The 14,453-nt window shown below is 64.4% G+C and carries 11 protein-coding genes and 3 pseudogenes; 11 read left to right on the forward strand and 3 right to left on the reverse strand.

Features of this window, described 5'->3' with window-relative positions; translation table 11 throughout:
• The 4 genes from ACN268_RS10960 (at position 1) to ACN268_RS10975 (ending at position 7,729) form a co-directional block, all read left to right on the forward strand.
• Complete coding sequence (locus ACN268_RS10960; protein WP_421483078.1) at positions 1–2,751, forward strand: caspase, EACC1-associated type; 2,751 nt, start codon at positions 1–3, stop codon at positions 2,749–2,751.
• 202 nt (positions 2,752–2,953) lie between these two features.
• A complete protein-coding gene (locus ACN268_RS10965) occupies positions 2,954–5,209 on the forward strand; it encodes an McrB family protein (protein WP_421483080.1) in 2,256 nt (751 codons plus the stop codon).
• On the forward strand, positions 5,206–6,405 hold the full coding sequence (locus ACN268_RS10970) for an McrC family protein (RefSeq protein ID WP_421483081.1): 1,200 nt from the start codon (positions 5,206–5,208) through the stop codon (positions 6,403–6,405). The genes ACN268_RS10965 and ACN268_RS10970 overlap by 4 nt, the downstream gene beginning before the upstream one ends.
• 1,078 nt (positions 6,406–7,483) lie before the next feature.
• On the forward strand, positions 7,484–7,729 hold the full coding sequence (locus ACN268_RS10975; RefSeq protein ID WP_421483082.1) for a hypothetical protein: 246 nt from the start codon (positions 7,484–7,486) through the stop codon (positions 7,727–7,729).
• Positions 7,730–7,823: 94 nt separating this feature from the next.
• Here the strand turns inward: ACN268_RS10975 and ACN268_RS10980 are convergent.
• Positions 7,824–8,078 (reverse strand): annotated as a pseudogene (locus tag ACN268_RS10980) (transposase); the annotation flags it as partial.
• A gap of 5 nt (positions 8,079–8,083) precedes the next feature.
• Here ACN268_RS10980 and ACN268_RS10985 point away from each other — a divergent pair.
• The 3 genes and pseudogenes from ACN268_RS10985 to ACN268_RS10995 all read left to right on the forward strand — a co-directional run.
• Positions 8,084–8,196: pseudogene (locus ACN268_RS10985) on the forward strand (transposase); the annotation flags it as partial.
• A 104-nt stretch (positions 8,197–8,300) separates the two neighbouring features.
• Positions 8,301–8,399: pseudogene (locus ACN268_RS10990) on the forward strand (IS5/IS1182 family transposase); the annotation flags it as partial.
• 382 nt (positions 8,400–8,781) lie between these two features.
• Positions 8,782–9,645, forward strand: coding sequence for a hypothetical protein (locus ACN268_RS10995; RefSeq protein ID WP_421483084.1), 864 nt, complete (start codon positions 8,782–8,784; stop codon positions 9,643–9,645).
• Positions 9,646–10,307: 662 nt separating this feature from the next.
• Here ACN268_RS10995 and ACN268_RS11000 read toward each other — a convergent pair.
• Positions 10,308–10,721: a DUF3761 domain-containing protein gene (locus tag ACN268_RS11000; RefSeq protein WP_421483085.1), complete on the reverse strand. Its 414-nt coding sequence runs from the start codon at positions 10,719–10,721 to the stop codon at positions 10,308–10,310.
• A complete protein-coding gene (locus ACN268_RS11005) occupies positions 10,715–10,915 on the reverse strand; it encodes a hypothetical protein (RefSeq protein ID WP_421483086.1) in 201 nt (66 codons plus the stop codon). Before ACN268_RS11005 ends, ACN268_RS11000 begins: the two co-directional genes overlap by 7 nt.
• A gap of 98 nt (positions 10,916–11,013) precedes the next feature.
• Between ACN268_RS11005 and ACN268_RS11010 the strand changes: the two genes are divergently transcribed.
• The 4 genes from ACN268_RS11010 (at position 11,014) to ACN268_RS11025 (ending at position 14,448) form a co-directional block, all read left to right on the forward strand.
• The gene (locus tag ACN268_RS11010; RefSeq protein ID WP_421483088.1) at positions 11,014–11,667 is read left to right on the forward strand and encodes a hypothetical protein; all 654 of its coding nucleotides are present in this window, start codon (positions 11,014–11,016) and stop codon (positions 11,665–11,667) included.
• A 566-nt stretch (positions 11,668–12,233) separates the two neighbouring features.
• Entirely contained in the window at positions 12,234–12,824 is a 591-nt protein-coding gene (locus tag ACN268_RS11015; protein ID WP_421483089.1) for a hypothetical protein, read from the forward strand.
• On the forward strand, positions 12,821–13,471 hold the full coding sequence (locus ACN268_RS11020; protein ID WP_421483090.1) for a hypothetical protein: 651 nt from the start codon (positions 12,821–12,823) through the stop codon (positions 13,469–13,471). The genes ACN268_RS11015 and ACN268_RS11020 overlap by 4 nt, the downstream gene beginning before the upstream one ends.
• Positions 13,468–14,448: a hypothetical protein gene (locus tag ACN268_RS11025; RefSeq protein ID WP_421483091.1), complete on the forward strand. Its 981-nt coding sequence runs from the start codon at positions 13,468–13,470 to the stop codon at positions 14,446–14,448. Before ACN268_RS11020 ends, ACN268_RS11025 begins: the two co-directional genes overlap by 4 nt.
• Positions 14,449–14,453 lie beyond the last annotated feature (5 nt).

A 14,453-nucleotide genomic window follows, 5' to 3' on the forward strand; every position in this document is an offset into this window, starting at 1 on the left:
ATGGACCTTCCCAGCCGAACCAAATCCAGGGCTGTCCTGGTCGGTGCGGCGAGATACGGGGTCGGCAACAGTCTCAGCCCACTCCCTGGAGTCCGCCGAAACCTTGACGATCTGTACCGGGTGCTCACTGACCGGGATGTCGGGTTTCTCTCCCCGTCGAACTGCCTGCGGCTTCCGGATCCGGCGAGCCCGCGCGTGGTCAGCGATGCGCTGATCCTCGCGGCTGAACACGCGGAAGACACCCTGCTGTTCTACTTCGCCGGGCACGGGGCAAAGGCGGTGGTCACGGGAGAGCTCCACCTCATGCTGACCGATAGCGACCCGGCGAACTTGCCGTTCACTGCGGTTGGCTACAACGCTCTGCGAGCGATCCTCACCGACCAGGGCCGATTCCCGGCCAGGCGCCGCGTGGTGATTCTCGACTGCTGCTTTGCCGGGGCCGCGATCACCGCAACCATGGCTGCCGAGGACCTCGACGACGCAGTGAATACGGAAGGCACCTACCTCCTGGCTGCCACCACCGATCGAGAGTATGCGTTCGCTGCCCCGGGGGCCCGTAACACTGGCTTCACCGGTGCGCTGCTGGACGCTCTCCAGCGAGGTCTACCGGACGCTGGCGAGACCTTGAGTCTCGGGCAGATATTCATGCAGACCAAGCAGCTCATGCGGTCGCGAGGGCTAAACGCGCCTCGGCAGTTCGCCACCGACACGATAGCCTCGTTGCCACTGGTCCGAAACGCTACTTACATGGGCACGTTCCGAGCCCCGATCGAGACGGTTCTCGGTGTCGATCTGGGTGACGGCGACACTGTGGTCACGCGGCTGCCAGTGGGGCGCAGCGAGGCTATGGCCGAGGTCGAGCTCGACTCCGGTGAGACCTGCATCCCCACAGTGCTGGGTGAGTCCGGGACCACCACCGTGATCGGCACCTCGGCCGTCATGGCGGACTCGGATTTCCTGCGGACACGCCTGAAGTCGAACCTCACCGTGGCTGACGAGGAGACTGCCCACGACATCGTGCGCTTTTCCCGTGGCATTCGGGACAGTATCGTCCGGCGCATGACCATCGCCAGCGATCAGACCCAGTTCGTCGCTGGGCACCCGGTGCGATGGGCGGCCGGTTCGCGCGAGTTGGCCGTCTACGCTAACGCCCTGACCGATGGTCTGGGTGCCATGGACTTGCAACTGGTGCCCGAGTCAAGGGCGGTGTTGCTGTCGCTGAGACACTCCGGCGACCTGAACGATGACGACCTGCGACGCCGCGTCATGATCATTGACGTTGGATCGTTCAGCACCGATATCACATTGGTCGAAGACCTTGAGGCCGTCGAGATCTCGGGCCCTGAGACACCGTCGCTTGGTGCATCAATCATCGACGTCGCGCTGCTGCGGCACCTCATCGACCGTGACACCTCGGACCTCGACTTTGCCGCACATTTTGCCACCCGGCCACAAGACCGCGACCGCCTGCTCCTTGAGGTCAGGCGGGCGAAGGAAACGTGGTTTAACATCCTCATCGATCGCAACACCTCCACCCATCGCGTCCGGGTCTCCGCCCCCGAACACATCGATGATGCGATCGAGCTGCGCGGCTGGTCAATCGCTGAGCCCGATGTGTCTGCGGCGCTGGGCGAATCCCTTGCGGAGCTGTCTGGCCGCTCCTGGCGGCATCGGTTCCTCGACGACGTACGCCGCGCTCTTCGTTCTCTGCATCAGCCACCAGACCGCATCTGTCTCACCGGCGGTGGTTCCCGCATGCCATTCCTAGCTGAGATCATCACTGAGGAAACCGGCTTGGCGCCGATACGCCCGTGGCCGCCGCACTTGGCGGTCGCCCGTGGACTGGCGCTCAGCGGCGACGCCCGGGTCCGCGCAGAGGGCTTCCTCCGCGAGGTGGACAACCTGGCCGGTCAGCTACGGGACACCGTGTACGATCAACTGCCCGCCTACGCGAAGGCGCTGGCCGGCTGCGTCGCCGACAACCTCACAGAGCGGTTCGTCGTCCCGGAGTTTCTAGCCTGGAGAGAAGCCACATCCGGCACCCTGAACCAGTTACCCAGCCGCATCGACGAACGGATCACTGCATGGCTGGCTAGCCCACAGGGCACAGCTGCACTAGGCGGCGCACTTCAACCGTGGCAGTACGACCTGATGAAGGCGGTCTCCGCGCTCACCACACCGGTATGCCGGCGATACCACATCGACGACGACGCCCTTGACCTGCCACTGGTCTACATCAATGATCATTTGGTTGGTCATGCCGTGGGCCAGGATGCACGGTTCCGTGGCCCGGTGATCGGCCCGGCACTCGCCACGCTCACCGGAGCGGCCTCCCTTGCAGTTCTTGTCGCCGCCTTAGTTAATTTGCCTGCGGCGGCTGGCTCCGCGATCGCGATCGGCGGCGGCCCCGTGGGGGCAGCCGGGCTAGTCGGTGGGCTCGGCCTTATCGGCTTGGTCGTGGCGGGAATTCCAGAGTTCCGGAAGTACCTCGGGGACCAGTTCCTCACACGTTCCATCCCACCCACAGTCCGACGTGCCGTGCGACCGAAGACCATTAGGCGGCGACTCCATCGGTTCAGCATAGAGATCGATTCCAAGGCACGCACTGCCATCGTCGAGCGAGTCTTGGACCCGAAAAGCCGCGATCACCTCACCCAGATCATCGTGCACGGCGACCCCTCCATACCCGGCGCAGGCCTTCTACCGCTGCTGCGGGCGCGCGCCGAAGCCGTCACCAGTCTGATGAGCTGAGGCCGGGTCAGCTTTCACGGACACCTTCCAGGTGGTCCTTGAGCGTGTCGAGAAACCAGTGGTGATACCGCACCTAGCGGATGATTCTGGAGGTCAACGCTGCGATGCAGCTTGCAATCAACGCCCGAAAGTCGCACAGCACACTTGTCCCTCCGCTGTGCAGTCAGAGCGCACGTCACCTTGTACGAGATGAGGCGGTTGCATGAGCGGCAGCCAGGTGATCATGCCGTCGCGTAACGACGAGTTGGTCCGGCAGGTCGGTCGAGAGCTCCTCGAGCATGGCCTTCTACACGGCCGATCACTGTTTACGCCTGAGCAGTCGGTGTGGAGCCCCAACACGGCAAGCGAGTTACACCGCCACTACAACAAGCAACCTGATCTTGGCGGGGATCAGTTCATGGTCAAGCTGCATCGTCAGCTTGCCTCCGCTTCTGATGATGCCATCCAGCTCGCTGCTGAGCTGTTGACGCTTCAAGGGCTTCCGTTGACCAACCTGGGTGCCGCGACGCTTCGTACGCGTGTCACCACGGTCTTAAGTTGGATGCGCCAGCCGGTCGCCGTTCCCGACCACGTCCTTGCGGCCTTCGCGCAGGGCACTTGGAACGGAGGCATCGGCGCCCACACGATGCTGTGGAAGTGGCTGGTAGACGCGGTCGAGTTTGTCTGCGGTTGGTGGTCGCTGCCACAGGATGAGCGCGAGCAGGCGTTCACCGACCCGTGGGTGTGGCAGGACGTCATCTATCAGTACAAGCTCATGCCGTCGCTGCGCGAGGAGCTGCTGTACCTGGGATTCCCGTCGCACTTCCTGCCGATCCTCAACATGGCTCATAAGAAATCGATCCGCGACGCGTTCGCTGAGCCACTCACGAAGTCGACCGGTGACCTCAACCGGGATCTCTTCGCCACCACGGTCAGGATTCAGGGTCAGCTCGGGCAACCGGTGGACTTCTACCAGCAGCCGTTCGTCGCGCAGTGGCGTAAGCAGGCCGAGCGACCACCGGGCGAGCGTCGGGCCTGGCTGGTCCGACCTCGGCAAGGCGGCCACGACCTGGTGGGGCGCTGGAAAGCGGAGTCGTTCGTCTCGCTCGCCGCTTCCCACCTGGCCGAGGTCTCCCCAGGCGCATCCAGGGCTGAGGTCCGCGCCGCCATCGAGGCAGGCTACCAGCATCTGGACTACGCCCAGCGGGTGAGCCTGGCCAACGAGTACCACGCATTCCTCTCGCAGATGGACAGCGACGACATCGTCGCCACACTCGTTGACGACCAGCTGCATGTCGGTGCCCTTGACGGCGATCCGGAGTACAACCCGACTGACGGCGGTGCGCGCCTGCGTCGGTCCACTGGGTGGCTGACGGTGGCCCCGATCGCGGTCGACGCGTTGCCGGCGCCGTTGCCGGCCGAGCTCGATCAGCAGGGCACGGTGGTCGACCTGACCGGCGCGTTGGACGTGTTAGCTGCCCTTGTCGAGGTGGATGCGGAGGCACCAGAGACGCCGAGCACGCCGGACCGGGTGCAGTCGACGGAACGTGCTGTCCCCAAGCTACCGGCGGCCACGGATGCCCTGGCGACGCGGCTGTACATCAACCGGCCGTGGTTGCAGGGCCTGCTGGAGCTGTGGCAGGAACGCTCACAGATCGTCCTCTACGGGCCGCCGGGAACCGGCAAGACCTACCTCGCGCGGGCGCTCGCAGCGCACGTCGCCGAGCGCGACGCGGTCCGCCTCGTGCAGTTCCACCCGTCGTACGCCTATGAGGATTTCTTCGAGGGGTTCCGTCCCATCGAAGGCGCTGACGGCGGGACGGTGAGCTTCGCCAAGACACCTGGCCCGCTGCGGGAGATCGCCGCCGAGGCCAGGAACAACCCGGAGAAGCCGTACGTGCTGATCGTCGACGAGATCAACCGGGCGAACCTGGCGAAGGTCTTCGGCGAGCTGTACTTCTTGCTGGAGTACCGCGAGGCCACCATTCGCCTGCAATACTCCCCGTCCGAGGCATTCAACCTACCGCCCAACGTGTTCATCATCGGCACGATGAATACCGCCGACCGCTCGATCGCCCTGGTGGACGCCGCAATCCGGCGTCGGTTCGCGTTCATCGAGCTACACCCCGACGATCCGCCCGTACGTGACGTGCTCGTCAACTGGTTGACCGCGAACGGCAAGGATGGTGACGAACGCGCCGCGTTGCTGGCGACGCTCAACGAGTCAATCGGCGAGGAAGACCACGACTTCAAGATCGGCCCGTCGTACCTGATGAAACCGAACCTCGACAGCGAGGCTGCGCTCGACCGGGTATGGCGCTACGACCTGATGCCGCTACTGGAGGAGCACTACTACGGACGGCTCACCCGGACCCAAATTCGCAACCGATTCGGACTCGCGGCCATCCGCGCCCGCGCCACTCCGGCGGACGGTGGCAACTCACCTACGAACACCGACGAAGCGTCACCATCGGAATGAGCGGGCTGCCAGTCAACCTCGCCGAGCTCGACAAGGCCGGCGCGCTGCGGCAGCTCGATGACGATGCCGCAAGCGCGCTGAGCAGCACTGGGCTCGTTGAGGTGCGTCCTGAAGGCGGTGGTTGGTGGCGCCTGCTGCCCACCGGCAAGGTCGGCGCGGTCCGCATCGACGGACTCGACGTCCAGGTGCAACCGAAGGTGGGGATCGCCCGACTGCTCTTCCTGCTTGGCTACGCCATGCACCCGGGGTTCCGGCCGGAAGACGTCACCGCTACCCCCGAACCGGACCTGTGGCCGGCACTGGCCGAGTCATTGATCCGGCAGGCCGAGCGCGCGCTCGCCCCAGGCGTCCTACAGGGCTATGTGTCGGTCGACGAGTCGCTGCCGCTGGTCCGCGGCCGGATCCGTTTCGCTGACCAGTTCGCCCGCCGTCCCGGCATACCGCTGCCGATCGAGGTGCGCTTCGACGAGTACGCCACGGACATCGCCGAGAACCAGATCCTACGCACGGCCTTGCGGCGCATGATGGCGGTTCCCCGGCTGCCTGCTGGGGCGCAGGCTCGCCTCGCCCACTTGGACGGTCGACTCGACGGCGTACGGGTGCTACCGCACGGAGCGCTCCTACCGACCTGGCGTACGAGTCGGCTGAACGCTCGGTACACCCCCGCCCTCAGGTTGGCACAGCTGGTTCTCCACTACCAGTCCGCAGAGCCTGGCCCTGGTGGCGTCTCCATGGCCGCGTTCGTCGTGAACATGGCCAAGGCCTTCGAGGACTTCGTCATAGCCGCCCTGCGCGAGGCGTTGGCCCCGTATCCCGGGCACACTGACGGTCAGTACCCGGCGCACCTCGATGTTGACCGGACTATCTCTATCCGACCCGATGTTGTTCATGTCATCAATGGCCAGCCCGTCGCGGTCTTCGACGCGAAGTACAAGCTCGAAGGCGCCAACTCGGGTTACCCGAACTCCGACGCGTACCAGATGCTTGCGTACTGCACAGCGCTGAACCTTCCCCTCGGGTGGCTCATCTACGCGCAGGGCACATCTGAACCCGGCCCGCGTCGAATCCGCAATACCGAGATTGACGTCGTGCACCACCCGCTCGACCTGACCGCACCACCCGGAAGGATTCTGGCAGATATCGACGTCCTGGCACGCAAGGCCGTGCACGAGTACGAGGAGACGCAGCGCCGTTGACGGATCCCGGCTCAGAACCCTAAAGGACGCATCGCAACTCGGTGAAGGTTTTGCCCGGCACCGATGCTGTGCGGGCGCCTGCACCTCTACCCGACCTTCAAGCTACAGCCGCGAGAAGGCCGCCACCACTGCAGCGTTCCCGTGCGGCGCGCGTCCCCACCTGGACCACCTGCTGCAAGGCACTTTGCACGGGTCGTGGTTGCCGTACCGGCACCGCGACCGAGTTACCTGGATCCCCGCGACCTCCCACACGGAGGTCGTCGCCGAGCGGGGCGGGACATTGGACCTGGCCGAGGTCCGAAGCGCCCCTCGCCGCGACCGGCGAACGAACGAGCCTGCGAACGCCGAGCCGGAGCAGTCGCCGCTTAGAGCGAGACACCCCGAGGGAAGAACCGGCCCCGGTGCTGCGGCGAAAGGCCGCCCAGGCGTGCCGGGCAGCCGCTGGTTCCCGCGTGCATGCTCTGACGAAACTCCCCGACGTACTACCGCAGGGACGAACTCGACCGGAGGCGAACCGGGCCCGGCCGGTCGCAGCCCGGAAGAGTCGAAGGGCTCAGGGCGTACCACTGCGGTCGCGCGGCGTCTGGGAAGCCGGGCTGCGGGCACAGTCCAACCGGCCTCGACGCTCGGCCCGGTCCTCGAGGACCATCCATGCGTCCCTCGCGCTCGACGCTGCGCAACGATGATAAGAGTCGACAACCCGCGGTTACCGAAAGTAGCGACCCCAATGTTGTCCCCGTCTGCCAGGAATTGGCACTGAGCTGCCCAACCATGTCCGCGCAATGATCGCTTCCTGTCACTGCTTGTCACCATCGACGTGGGTTTTCGGGGGGTAAACGAGGGGTGCCGACAGCGCCCTGCCCCGCCGCCCGGTCCCCGGCCGGCGCTATTGCGACCTGCGCCCGCCACGGGGGTGGCCATGAAGGGCAGTTTCGGTGGGAGCTGCAGCCGTTCCAGACCGCCCGGCGCGTACTCCGGGTAGGTCGCGCCTCAATGAAGGGCAGCTCAGCTGGGAGCTGACTGTCGGGCGGATGACACCTTGTGGCGTGTCAGCGTCAACCGCCCCTAACGTCCGGGCATGGCTGATAACGACGACTTGATCAACGGCTACTGGGCTGCGGTGCGCAAGGACCAAAGCGACACCGAAACCAACGACTACGTCAACCTGCGCACAGCGATCGGGCTGAGGGTCGCGTGGACCGGGTCCCGGTATTGTTTAGCAGCCGACTACCTGACGGGCGTGGTGCTGCTTCGGGTAATCGAGTCGGGCAATGAGAGTTTGGTCCGTCGGCGGATGCTTGAGGTACTGCGCGGCATGCGGTGAGTGGCCACCTATTGATCGTCGGATCGCCATCGCATCGGCTCATGCCCAGCTGAGCCCCGGTTGGTGGCCCATTGGCTGTGAGAGGACGTCTGATTCACGCATTTTGTGCATGTTGTGGTTTTAGGGGTTCTCGCCATGTTGGGGTGGTTTCGGCGGTGAGGCGTTTGGCAAGGTTGTCGATCATGGCGAGGGTGATCATGCTGGCGGAGTTGTGGGGTTGGGTTTCGTGGTCGCGGACGAGTCGGCGGTGGTGCATGAGCCAGCCGATGGTGCGTTCGACGACCCATCGGCGTTTGATCACGCTGAAGCCTTTGATCTGTGGGTCTTTGGTGACGATCTCGACGTCGATGCTGTAGGCCGGAGAAGCATCCTCGTCGGGCGGTCGTCGACGGCATCCTGTACGTGGTGCGTACCGGGTGCCGCGTGGCGGTATCTGTCGGTGGACTTCCCGCCCTGGCAGACGGTGTACTCCCACTTCCAGCGTTGGAACCGGCGGGGTGTGACCGATCGGATCCTCACCGAGCTGCGGGAGCAGGTCCGCCTGGCCCAGGACCGGGCGGCTGAGCCGACCGCGGGGATCATCGACTCCCAGTCGGTCAGGGCCGCGGACACCGTGCACTCCGACACCCGCGGCTACGACAGCGGGAAGAAGGTCAACGGCCGCAAGCGGTTGACGGAGAGCGGTGGTTGGCCGAGCAGGATGCGGTGTCGCAGGAGGGTGAAGCCGGCGCGTCGGGGCTGGCAGGTGCCCGAAATGCCAGGACAGCTGCCAGCCCGACCGGTCCGCGCACGACCGTCAGAGACGGAAGGTCTGACGCGTCAAGGTGTGCGCAGTGCGAACCGCCTGAACGGCCACGGCCACGGCAGCCACCCACTTGATGACCTGGCGTAGATCCCTCATTCCTCTCACCTCCCCTACGTGTCGAGCTGGCTGATTCCGACCAAAGGGCCGGAGTGGCGTGTCATGCCCATACGAGTGTGGACGCTTGAAGCTGCGAGATCCAGAGACTTCACCGATCTCACGAGCGCCGATGTGGTGTAGTTTCTAAAGTATGGATCTCGCCCAACCCGGCACCATCGATGATCTGGTCACGGATGCTCGGGCCGAGGGCTACCAGGCCACAACCCGGCTAATCACCGACTGGGTAAGCCTCGGTCTGCTGGACCGGCCGCGTCGCCAGCCACGAGGGCGAGGCCTGGGATCCAGCAAGGCCCTCTACGCTCCCCATCAGCGAAAGCTCTTCCTCACGCTCCTCGCGAAACGCGCCAAAGCCTCGCGAGTAACGAGCCTGGCGCCCATCCCGGTGTTCATCTGGCTGTACTGGGGCGACGAGTTCGTACCGCTCCGCCAGGCGAGACGCGCACTGATGACTTGGCTGAAGGCCAACGAGGTGTCTAACCGGAAGCGGGCACGAGCGCAGGCACGTCTGCTCCTGGGACAACTGGACCATCCAGCCGCCGCCCCACCTGCTAGGCGCGAGCTCGTCGACGCCATGGCTGAGGTTGCCTACACCGGGCGGGCTGATCCTTCCCGCTTGGAAGCCGTTGTCCGTGAGGTGTTCGAGCCCGATGGCGTTCGGAGAGAGTTGGGACACCCAGCCGCGCTGCTGACGGTCGAGTCGGTCCTCCGGCTCATTGATGCCAGACTCGCTGCGGTGTCCGCGCTTAAGGCTGGAAAGGTCACAGACGGTCAGTTCGCCGAGACACGTCAAGCGCACCTGATGGCCGCCGCCGACTACGCTGCAAGTCAACGAGAACTCGCCATGCAGGCCCCTCCGCATCTCACCAATTTCTACGAGCCGCTCACGCTCCAGTCAACGTTCGACTCCTGCTGCGTAGATCTCCTGAGCATCATGGGGCTCCAGCTGAACAGCCGGCCGCCGACATCAGGGACCGCCACGGACGCAACAGTCTGAGGCAGTCGGCCCGCGCTTGGAAGCAAACACCTAGCTCGCCGATGTGCCGTCAGGCGCAGCCGGCTGTGCTGGCCCCTCCCTGGTACTCCGCCGCACCTGATGAAGTCGGAGTCTTCGCTGGGGAATGGGCTGTTCGGGCGCGGTACTGGTGTCGGTGGCGCCCTCGTGACCCTCGATGGAGGTGGTCGAATGGTCGTGGTGATGCGCTCTTTTCTCTGACCCTTAGCCGAGTGTCGGCGTACGGGCGAACGTGCCCAGGTATGTACGGATGAACGGGACCAGCTTCCTGCCCAAGCCCCCGGAGCCGCCTGCGCACTTCGTTGCCGTGCGGCGGTCGGGGTAACCCCAACTGCCGCGCCGCTTCCGCTCCTCGCCGCTGCGCGGCTGCGGTGCGGGTCGGCTTGGTCTCGACCCACTGCCGCAGTGCTCGCGAGAGACCAGCCTCCAGGTCCGGCGGGTCGGGTTAGCGGGCGCTCCGGCCCTCGCAAGGCCGCAGTGGCATGCCCTCCCGCCACTGATCTACGTCGAAGTATTTCTGATCATGAGAAGCGGGAGCGCGTACGACGGGCTGGGCACGTTCAGTCGTACGCGGCAGGCCACGCGAACCTGTACGCCGACACCGAGTGCCCTCCTACCTGTAACCGCAAATTGCCCAACCCCTGTCAGTACCAGATCTCGGCCCCGCCATGGTGTGAACAGGTACCTCTGCGGTGTTGGCTGAAGCTGTAGGTGCCATCTCCGCATCGGGCGGTTGCGCCCGACGGTGGTTCCGCGCCACCCGAGACCGGTCGGTGGACGCAGTCGCCGTCGACGTTACGGTAGTAGTCTTCCCCGCACTCTCCACCGCCCGGTTCGACCGGTTCAACTTCAGCCGCGACTTCTGAACCTACCGTAGTCTCAGCCCGCAGCGGAGAGGGCGACCTCTGCTCGGGCGTAGGCGACCACGCGGAGGTTGGGGTCCCCGAGGACTGGGAGACGGTCGGCGTGGCAGAAACGCGGGTAGGTGAGCCGGTCGGCTGACAACCAGTGAGCAGGGCCAAGATAGCCGAACCGATCACTAGGGTTCGTCTCACCATGCCTCCCACCAAGCCGACGCGGCCGAGATGGCGACGACCCACCTCAGTAGCGTATCGAGATTGCGCAAGCACCGGTCGCGTCCGCGCTGGTGGTGTAAGAGACGGCCATCGCGGGATCCGGTCTGATGTTGTACGGCGATCGAGGTCGGGTCGGTCTGGTCGGTGACGTGTTGGTCGGTGTCGATCACGGGCATGCGGGCGCACCTCAGTGCCGCTCAGTGCCGCTCAGTGCCGACGGACATAGGCATGCAGGTAAGGCCGCCTCCGTAGCATGGGAATACCCCAATGAAAGGTGATCGTAACTGTGGGCAGTCCGGCCATGTCAATGAGCAACTATGTAGACGAGGTTCGACACGCCGTTACAAGCCTCCTCCCGGTGATCTGGGATGAGTACAACGTGCTGCAAGACCTTCAAAGCCGACTTGAAGGGCTCACCAGGCAGATGGAGGACGAGTACGGACGAGCGGCGTGGCTCGCGTTGAACGCCGAGGATGCGGAGGATGTCGCGCTAGCGGCCGGGATGCACTGGGATGCGTACTGGGGGGCTGACAAACAACATCACGATCAGGGCACCCTGCTACCTGAGCTCCAAGCCGCAGTCGACACCCACCGGTTCTCGGCTGAGGCGCTCGCGGGTGCTCTGATACAACAAGGCAAGCAGGGGATATCCATCGTCCACGGCGGACTTGCGTCGGCACCGCAGGGTCGACAGATCGGCACCTCGGGGTGTCTCAGGAACGTGATTTGGCAGGCTCGGAACCAAGCGCTTCACTGGGAGGATCGGAGCTTCAAGGCCGGAGTCGTAGGTTGCTTCGACGCCCTTGCCGCCGAAGTCGACCCCGTGTTCACTGAGTACACCCAGCGCAACATGAGCTTTGAAGTCGTCAAGCTGCTTGGTTGGCGGTCGATGAGGGCGTTCGAGGTAGACCTACTCAGCCTCGCTTGAGCCAAGTGAGTGACCACATAGTAGTGCCTTGCCATGATCGGAGACGGTCGCGGGGCTTTCCTTCTTGTAGGGAAGCGGGTTCTGCAGGTGGGGCATGCGCCGATCAGCCTGGCCGGGAGGGCTTGTAGTTCGCGGAGTAGGGCGTAGAGGGTCAGGCCGGCGCGGGGCTCTTGGGTCGAGGCGTTGCAGGATGCAGAAGGCGTCGGCGGCGGATACGAGGGTGACGCGGTGGTGCCAGCCTTGCCAGGTGCGGCCTTCGTAGTGGTAGAGGCCGAGTCCGGTTTTCAGTCGTTGATGTTCCGAGCCACAGGTCGACATGTGTTCGCGGTCAATCACTTGGGCCTGCCGCACCCCTTGGCCGTGTCGCCGTACCGAGCCTCGCGGTGCATTCGGACGCGTTCGGGCGATGGTGCTGAGCACCATGAGGGCGGCCGGCCACCCGAAACAGGTCCTGCCGTACAGAACGCCGGCACTCCGGGACCGACGGGTGCGTACTTGCGGAGGATGACGCGACAGAAGCGATCTGCAACGATGCCATCGTCGACGATGATGGGAGGGAGCTGCACGTGCTCGCCGCTTCGGTGTGGAACAGCCTGGAGGTCGTCAAGCTCGTCATCGGCGGCATGGTTCCGGTCGCTGTGGCCGTGTTAGCCGCTGTGTTCAGCCGCGCGTTAAAGCGTGCTGAGAACCGGCAGTGGTTCAGCCAGAAGCTGGTTGAGAAGCGTATCGAGCTGCTCACTGCCGCCTTGCCTGATCTCAACGACTTGTTCTGCTATTTCACATGGGTGGGCAACTGGAAGGAGCTTTCGCCACCCGAGGTCCTGCTACGAAAGCGGCGACTCGATCGGCTCTTCCACGCCAACAGCCCATTCTTTTCGACCTCGGCAGTAGTTGCATACGACGCATTCATCTCAGTTCTGTTCAAGACTTTCGTGGCCCCCGGTTCCAGCGCACAGCTACGTACAGGGCTTACGTCTCAGCATGGAAGCCGGGTCAAGGCATTCACCGAGTACTGGGAAGCAACTTGGGATGCAATGTTCACACACGAAGCCGAACGGACCCCGCCTGATGCGATCAAGCGGCGGTACCAATCGCTGACTGCGGTGCTCGGATCCGAAATCGGCACACAGCCTGCACCGAAGGCAGCTTCGAGATGATTATCCAATGGTGCTGCAAGGGGCTGTCGAAACTCAACAGGGAGGACATCGAGCAGATTCTCACCAATCCAACGGGCCTGCTCTGCCGTGACTGGAATTCCCACTCAAGAAGGGGTATGCCTTTCCCAGTGGGGGTTGCCATGGGGCGTCTCACCGAGGAGAACCTAGACCGCCACGTGAACAGCTTTAACAGCGTGGAACCGAGTACGGGCCGGAAGTTCTGCGAGGTGACTCCTTTCATATCACTGTCAGCCGGTTGCGTCGACCGCGACGTGGCGGCCAGAACCAACATCACCCATCGCGCGCTTCGCACCGCTCTGGAGTTCGCCACCACGGACTACTCGGACCCAGCAAAGCCCGCGTGCCCCGGCTGGGTCCTCTACTGCTACGTGGTTGTGGGTGCCAACCCTGCTGTCCGGATCCCTACGGTTGCCGAAGAGATCCGGGAGCTGAACCATGGCCGCGCATACTCCGGCTGGTACTGGCAGGGCGAGGTGGCGGCCAAGCTGCATGTCCCCTCCGCACAGATCCTGTGCGCGGAGCGGTACGAGCCTGCACCGGATGGCAGGCTCAGGCTCACCGATCTCCTGCTGAATCTCGATTTCTGTCATCCTGCGGCACTGCTTGCGGAACGGAGCATGCTATGACGCTACCGGAGCAGTTGTGGGGGGCGTTGCGGCTCGATCCGGCCACGGTCGCGGCTCGTGCCCGCTTCTATCGCGCATACGCAGAGTTGGAAGAGCCTACTTTCGACGTACGCGACTTGGCTGACTTAGTGCGGGATTACCCTTCCGGAGGCTTTGGCAACCGCGTCATCAACCTCGTAGGCAAGGAGGCAGGGGCGGTCGGTCAACGCTTGCGGAGGACCCAACGATCCCTTGGCGGGAGGCCCTGGGTGCGGCTGGCCGAGGTTGCGGACGCATTGCGAAACGCCGCCATCGCTGAGTTGCTTCTCGACACACAAACCGGCCGGATAACTTTACTGAAGGCCAGCAGTGGCTACAGTGAGCTCGGGTTGCCATTCGGTGACTTTCTAAGCGTCGCTGCGGCGGGAGACAGAGAACGGTCGGCCTCGGCCGCCGAACAGCTCGACGCCCTGCTGTCCAATTCTCAGATCACAGACACCAGACTGCTCGGCTCGGCAGCAATTACAACACCTGCGCAGCAGCGCTACCTATTGCTCACGGCGGCCCTCGACGCCACTGACGTCCGGTCGCGGCTCGCTGACGCGCCCCAGGCGCAACGAACGACGGCGGTCGGCGTAACATCCCAGCCCTTTTCGACCTGGTGGCGGCTCGGTAGCCTGCTTTGCTATCTGGAGTCCGATGCCGAAGGGATCAAACGTGACCTGGCGCAGATCATCACCGACCTCGCCGAGGCGCACAGCCGGCAACTAGAGCTTGCCACGGTTGATGACCACCACTGGTCGACAGGCCGCGCCCAAACTGACTTAATCGATCTAGATCTGGCCGGCGCAGTAGCCCTATCCGCGCGAGTAATGCGGCAACGAGATATCCGCCCATGGCAGGTGGAGCGCGATTTCCCCGCACTGTCGCCGCTGGCGAGGATCTCGCTGCAGATCGGCCTTCAGCTCGGCGACGACGCCTCGCCATCCGAGGACTGAGCCTT

Source organism: Micromonospora sp. WMMD735 (assembly GCF_049178995.1).
In the GTDB taxonomy this organism is placed as follows: domain Bacteria; phylum Actinomycetota; class Actinomycetes; order Mycobacteriales; family Micromonosporaceae; genus Micromonospora; species Micromonospora wenchangensis.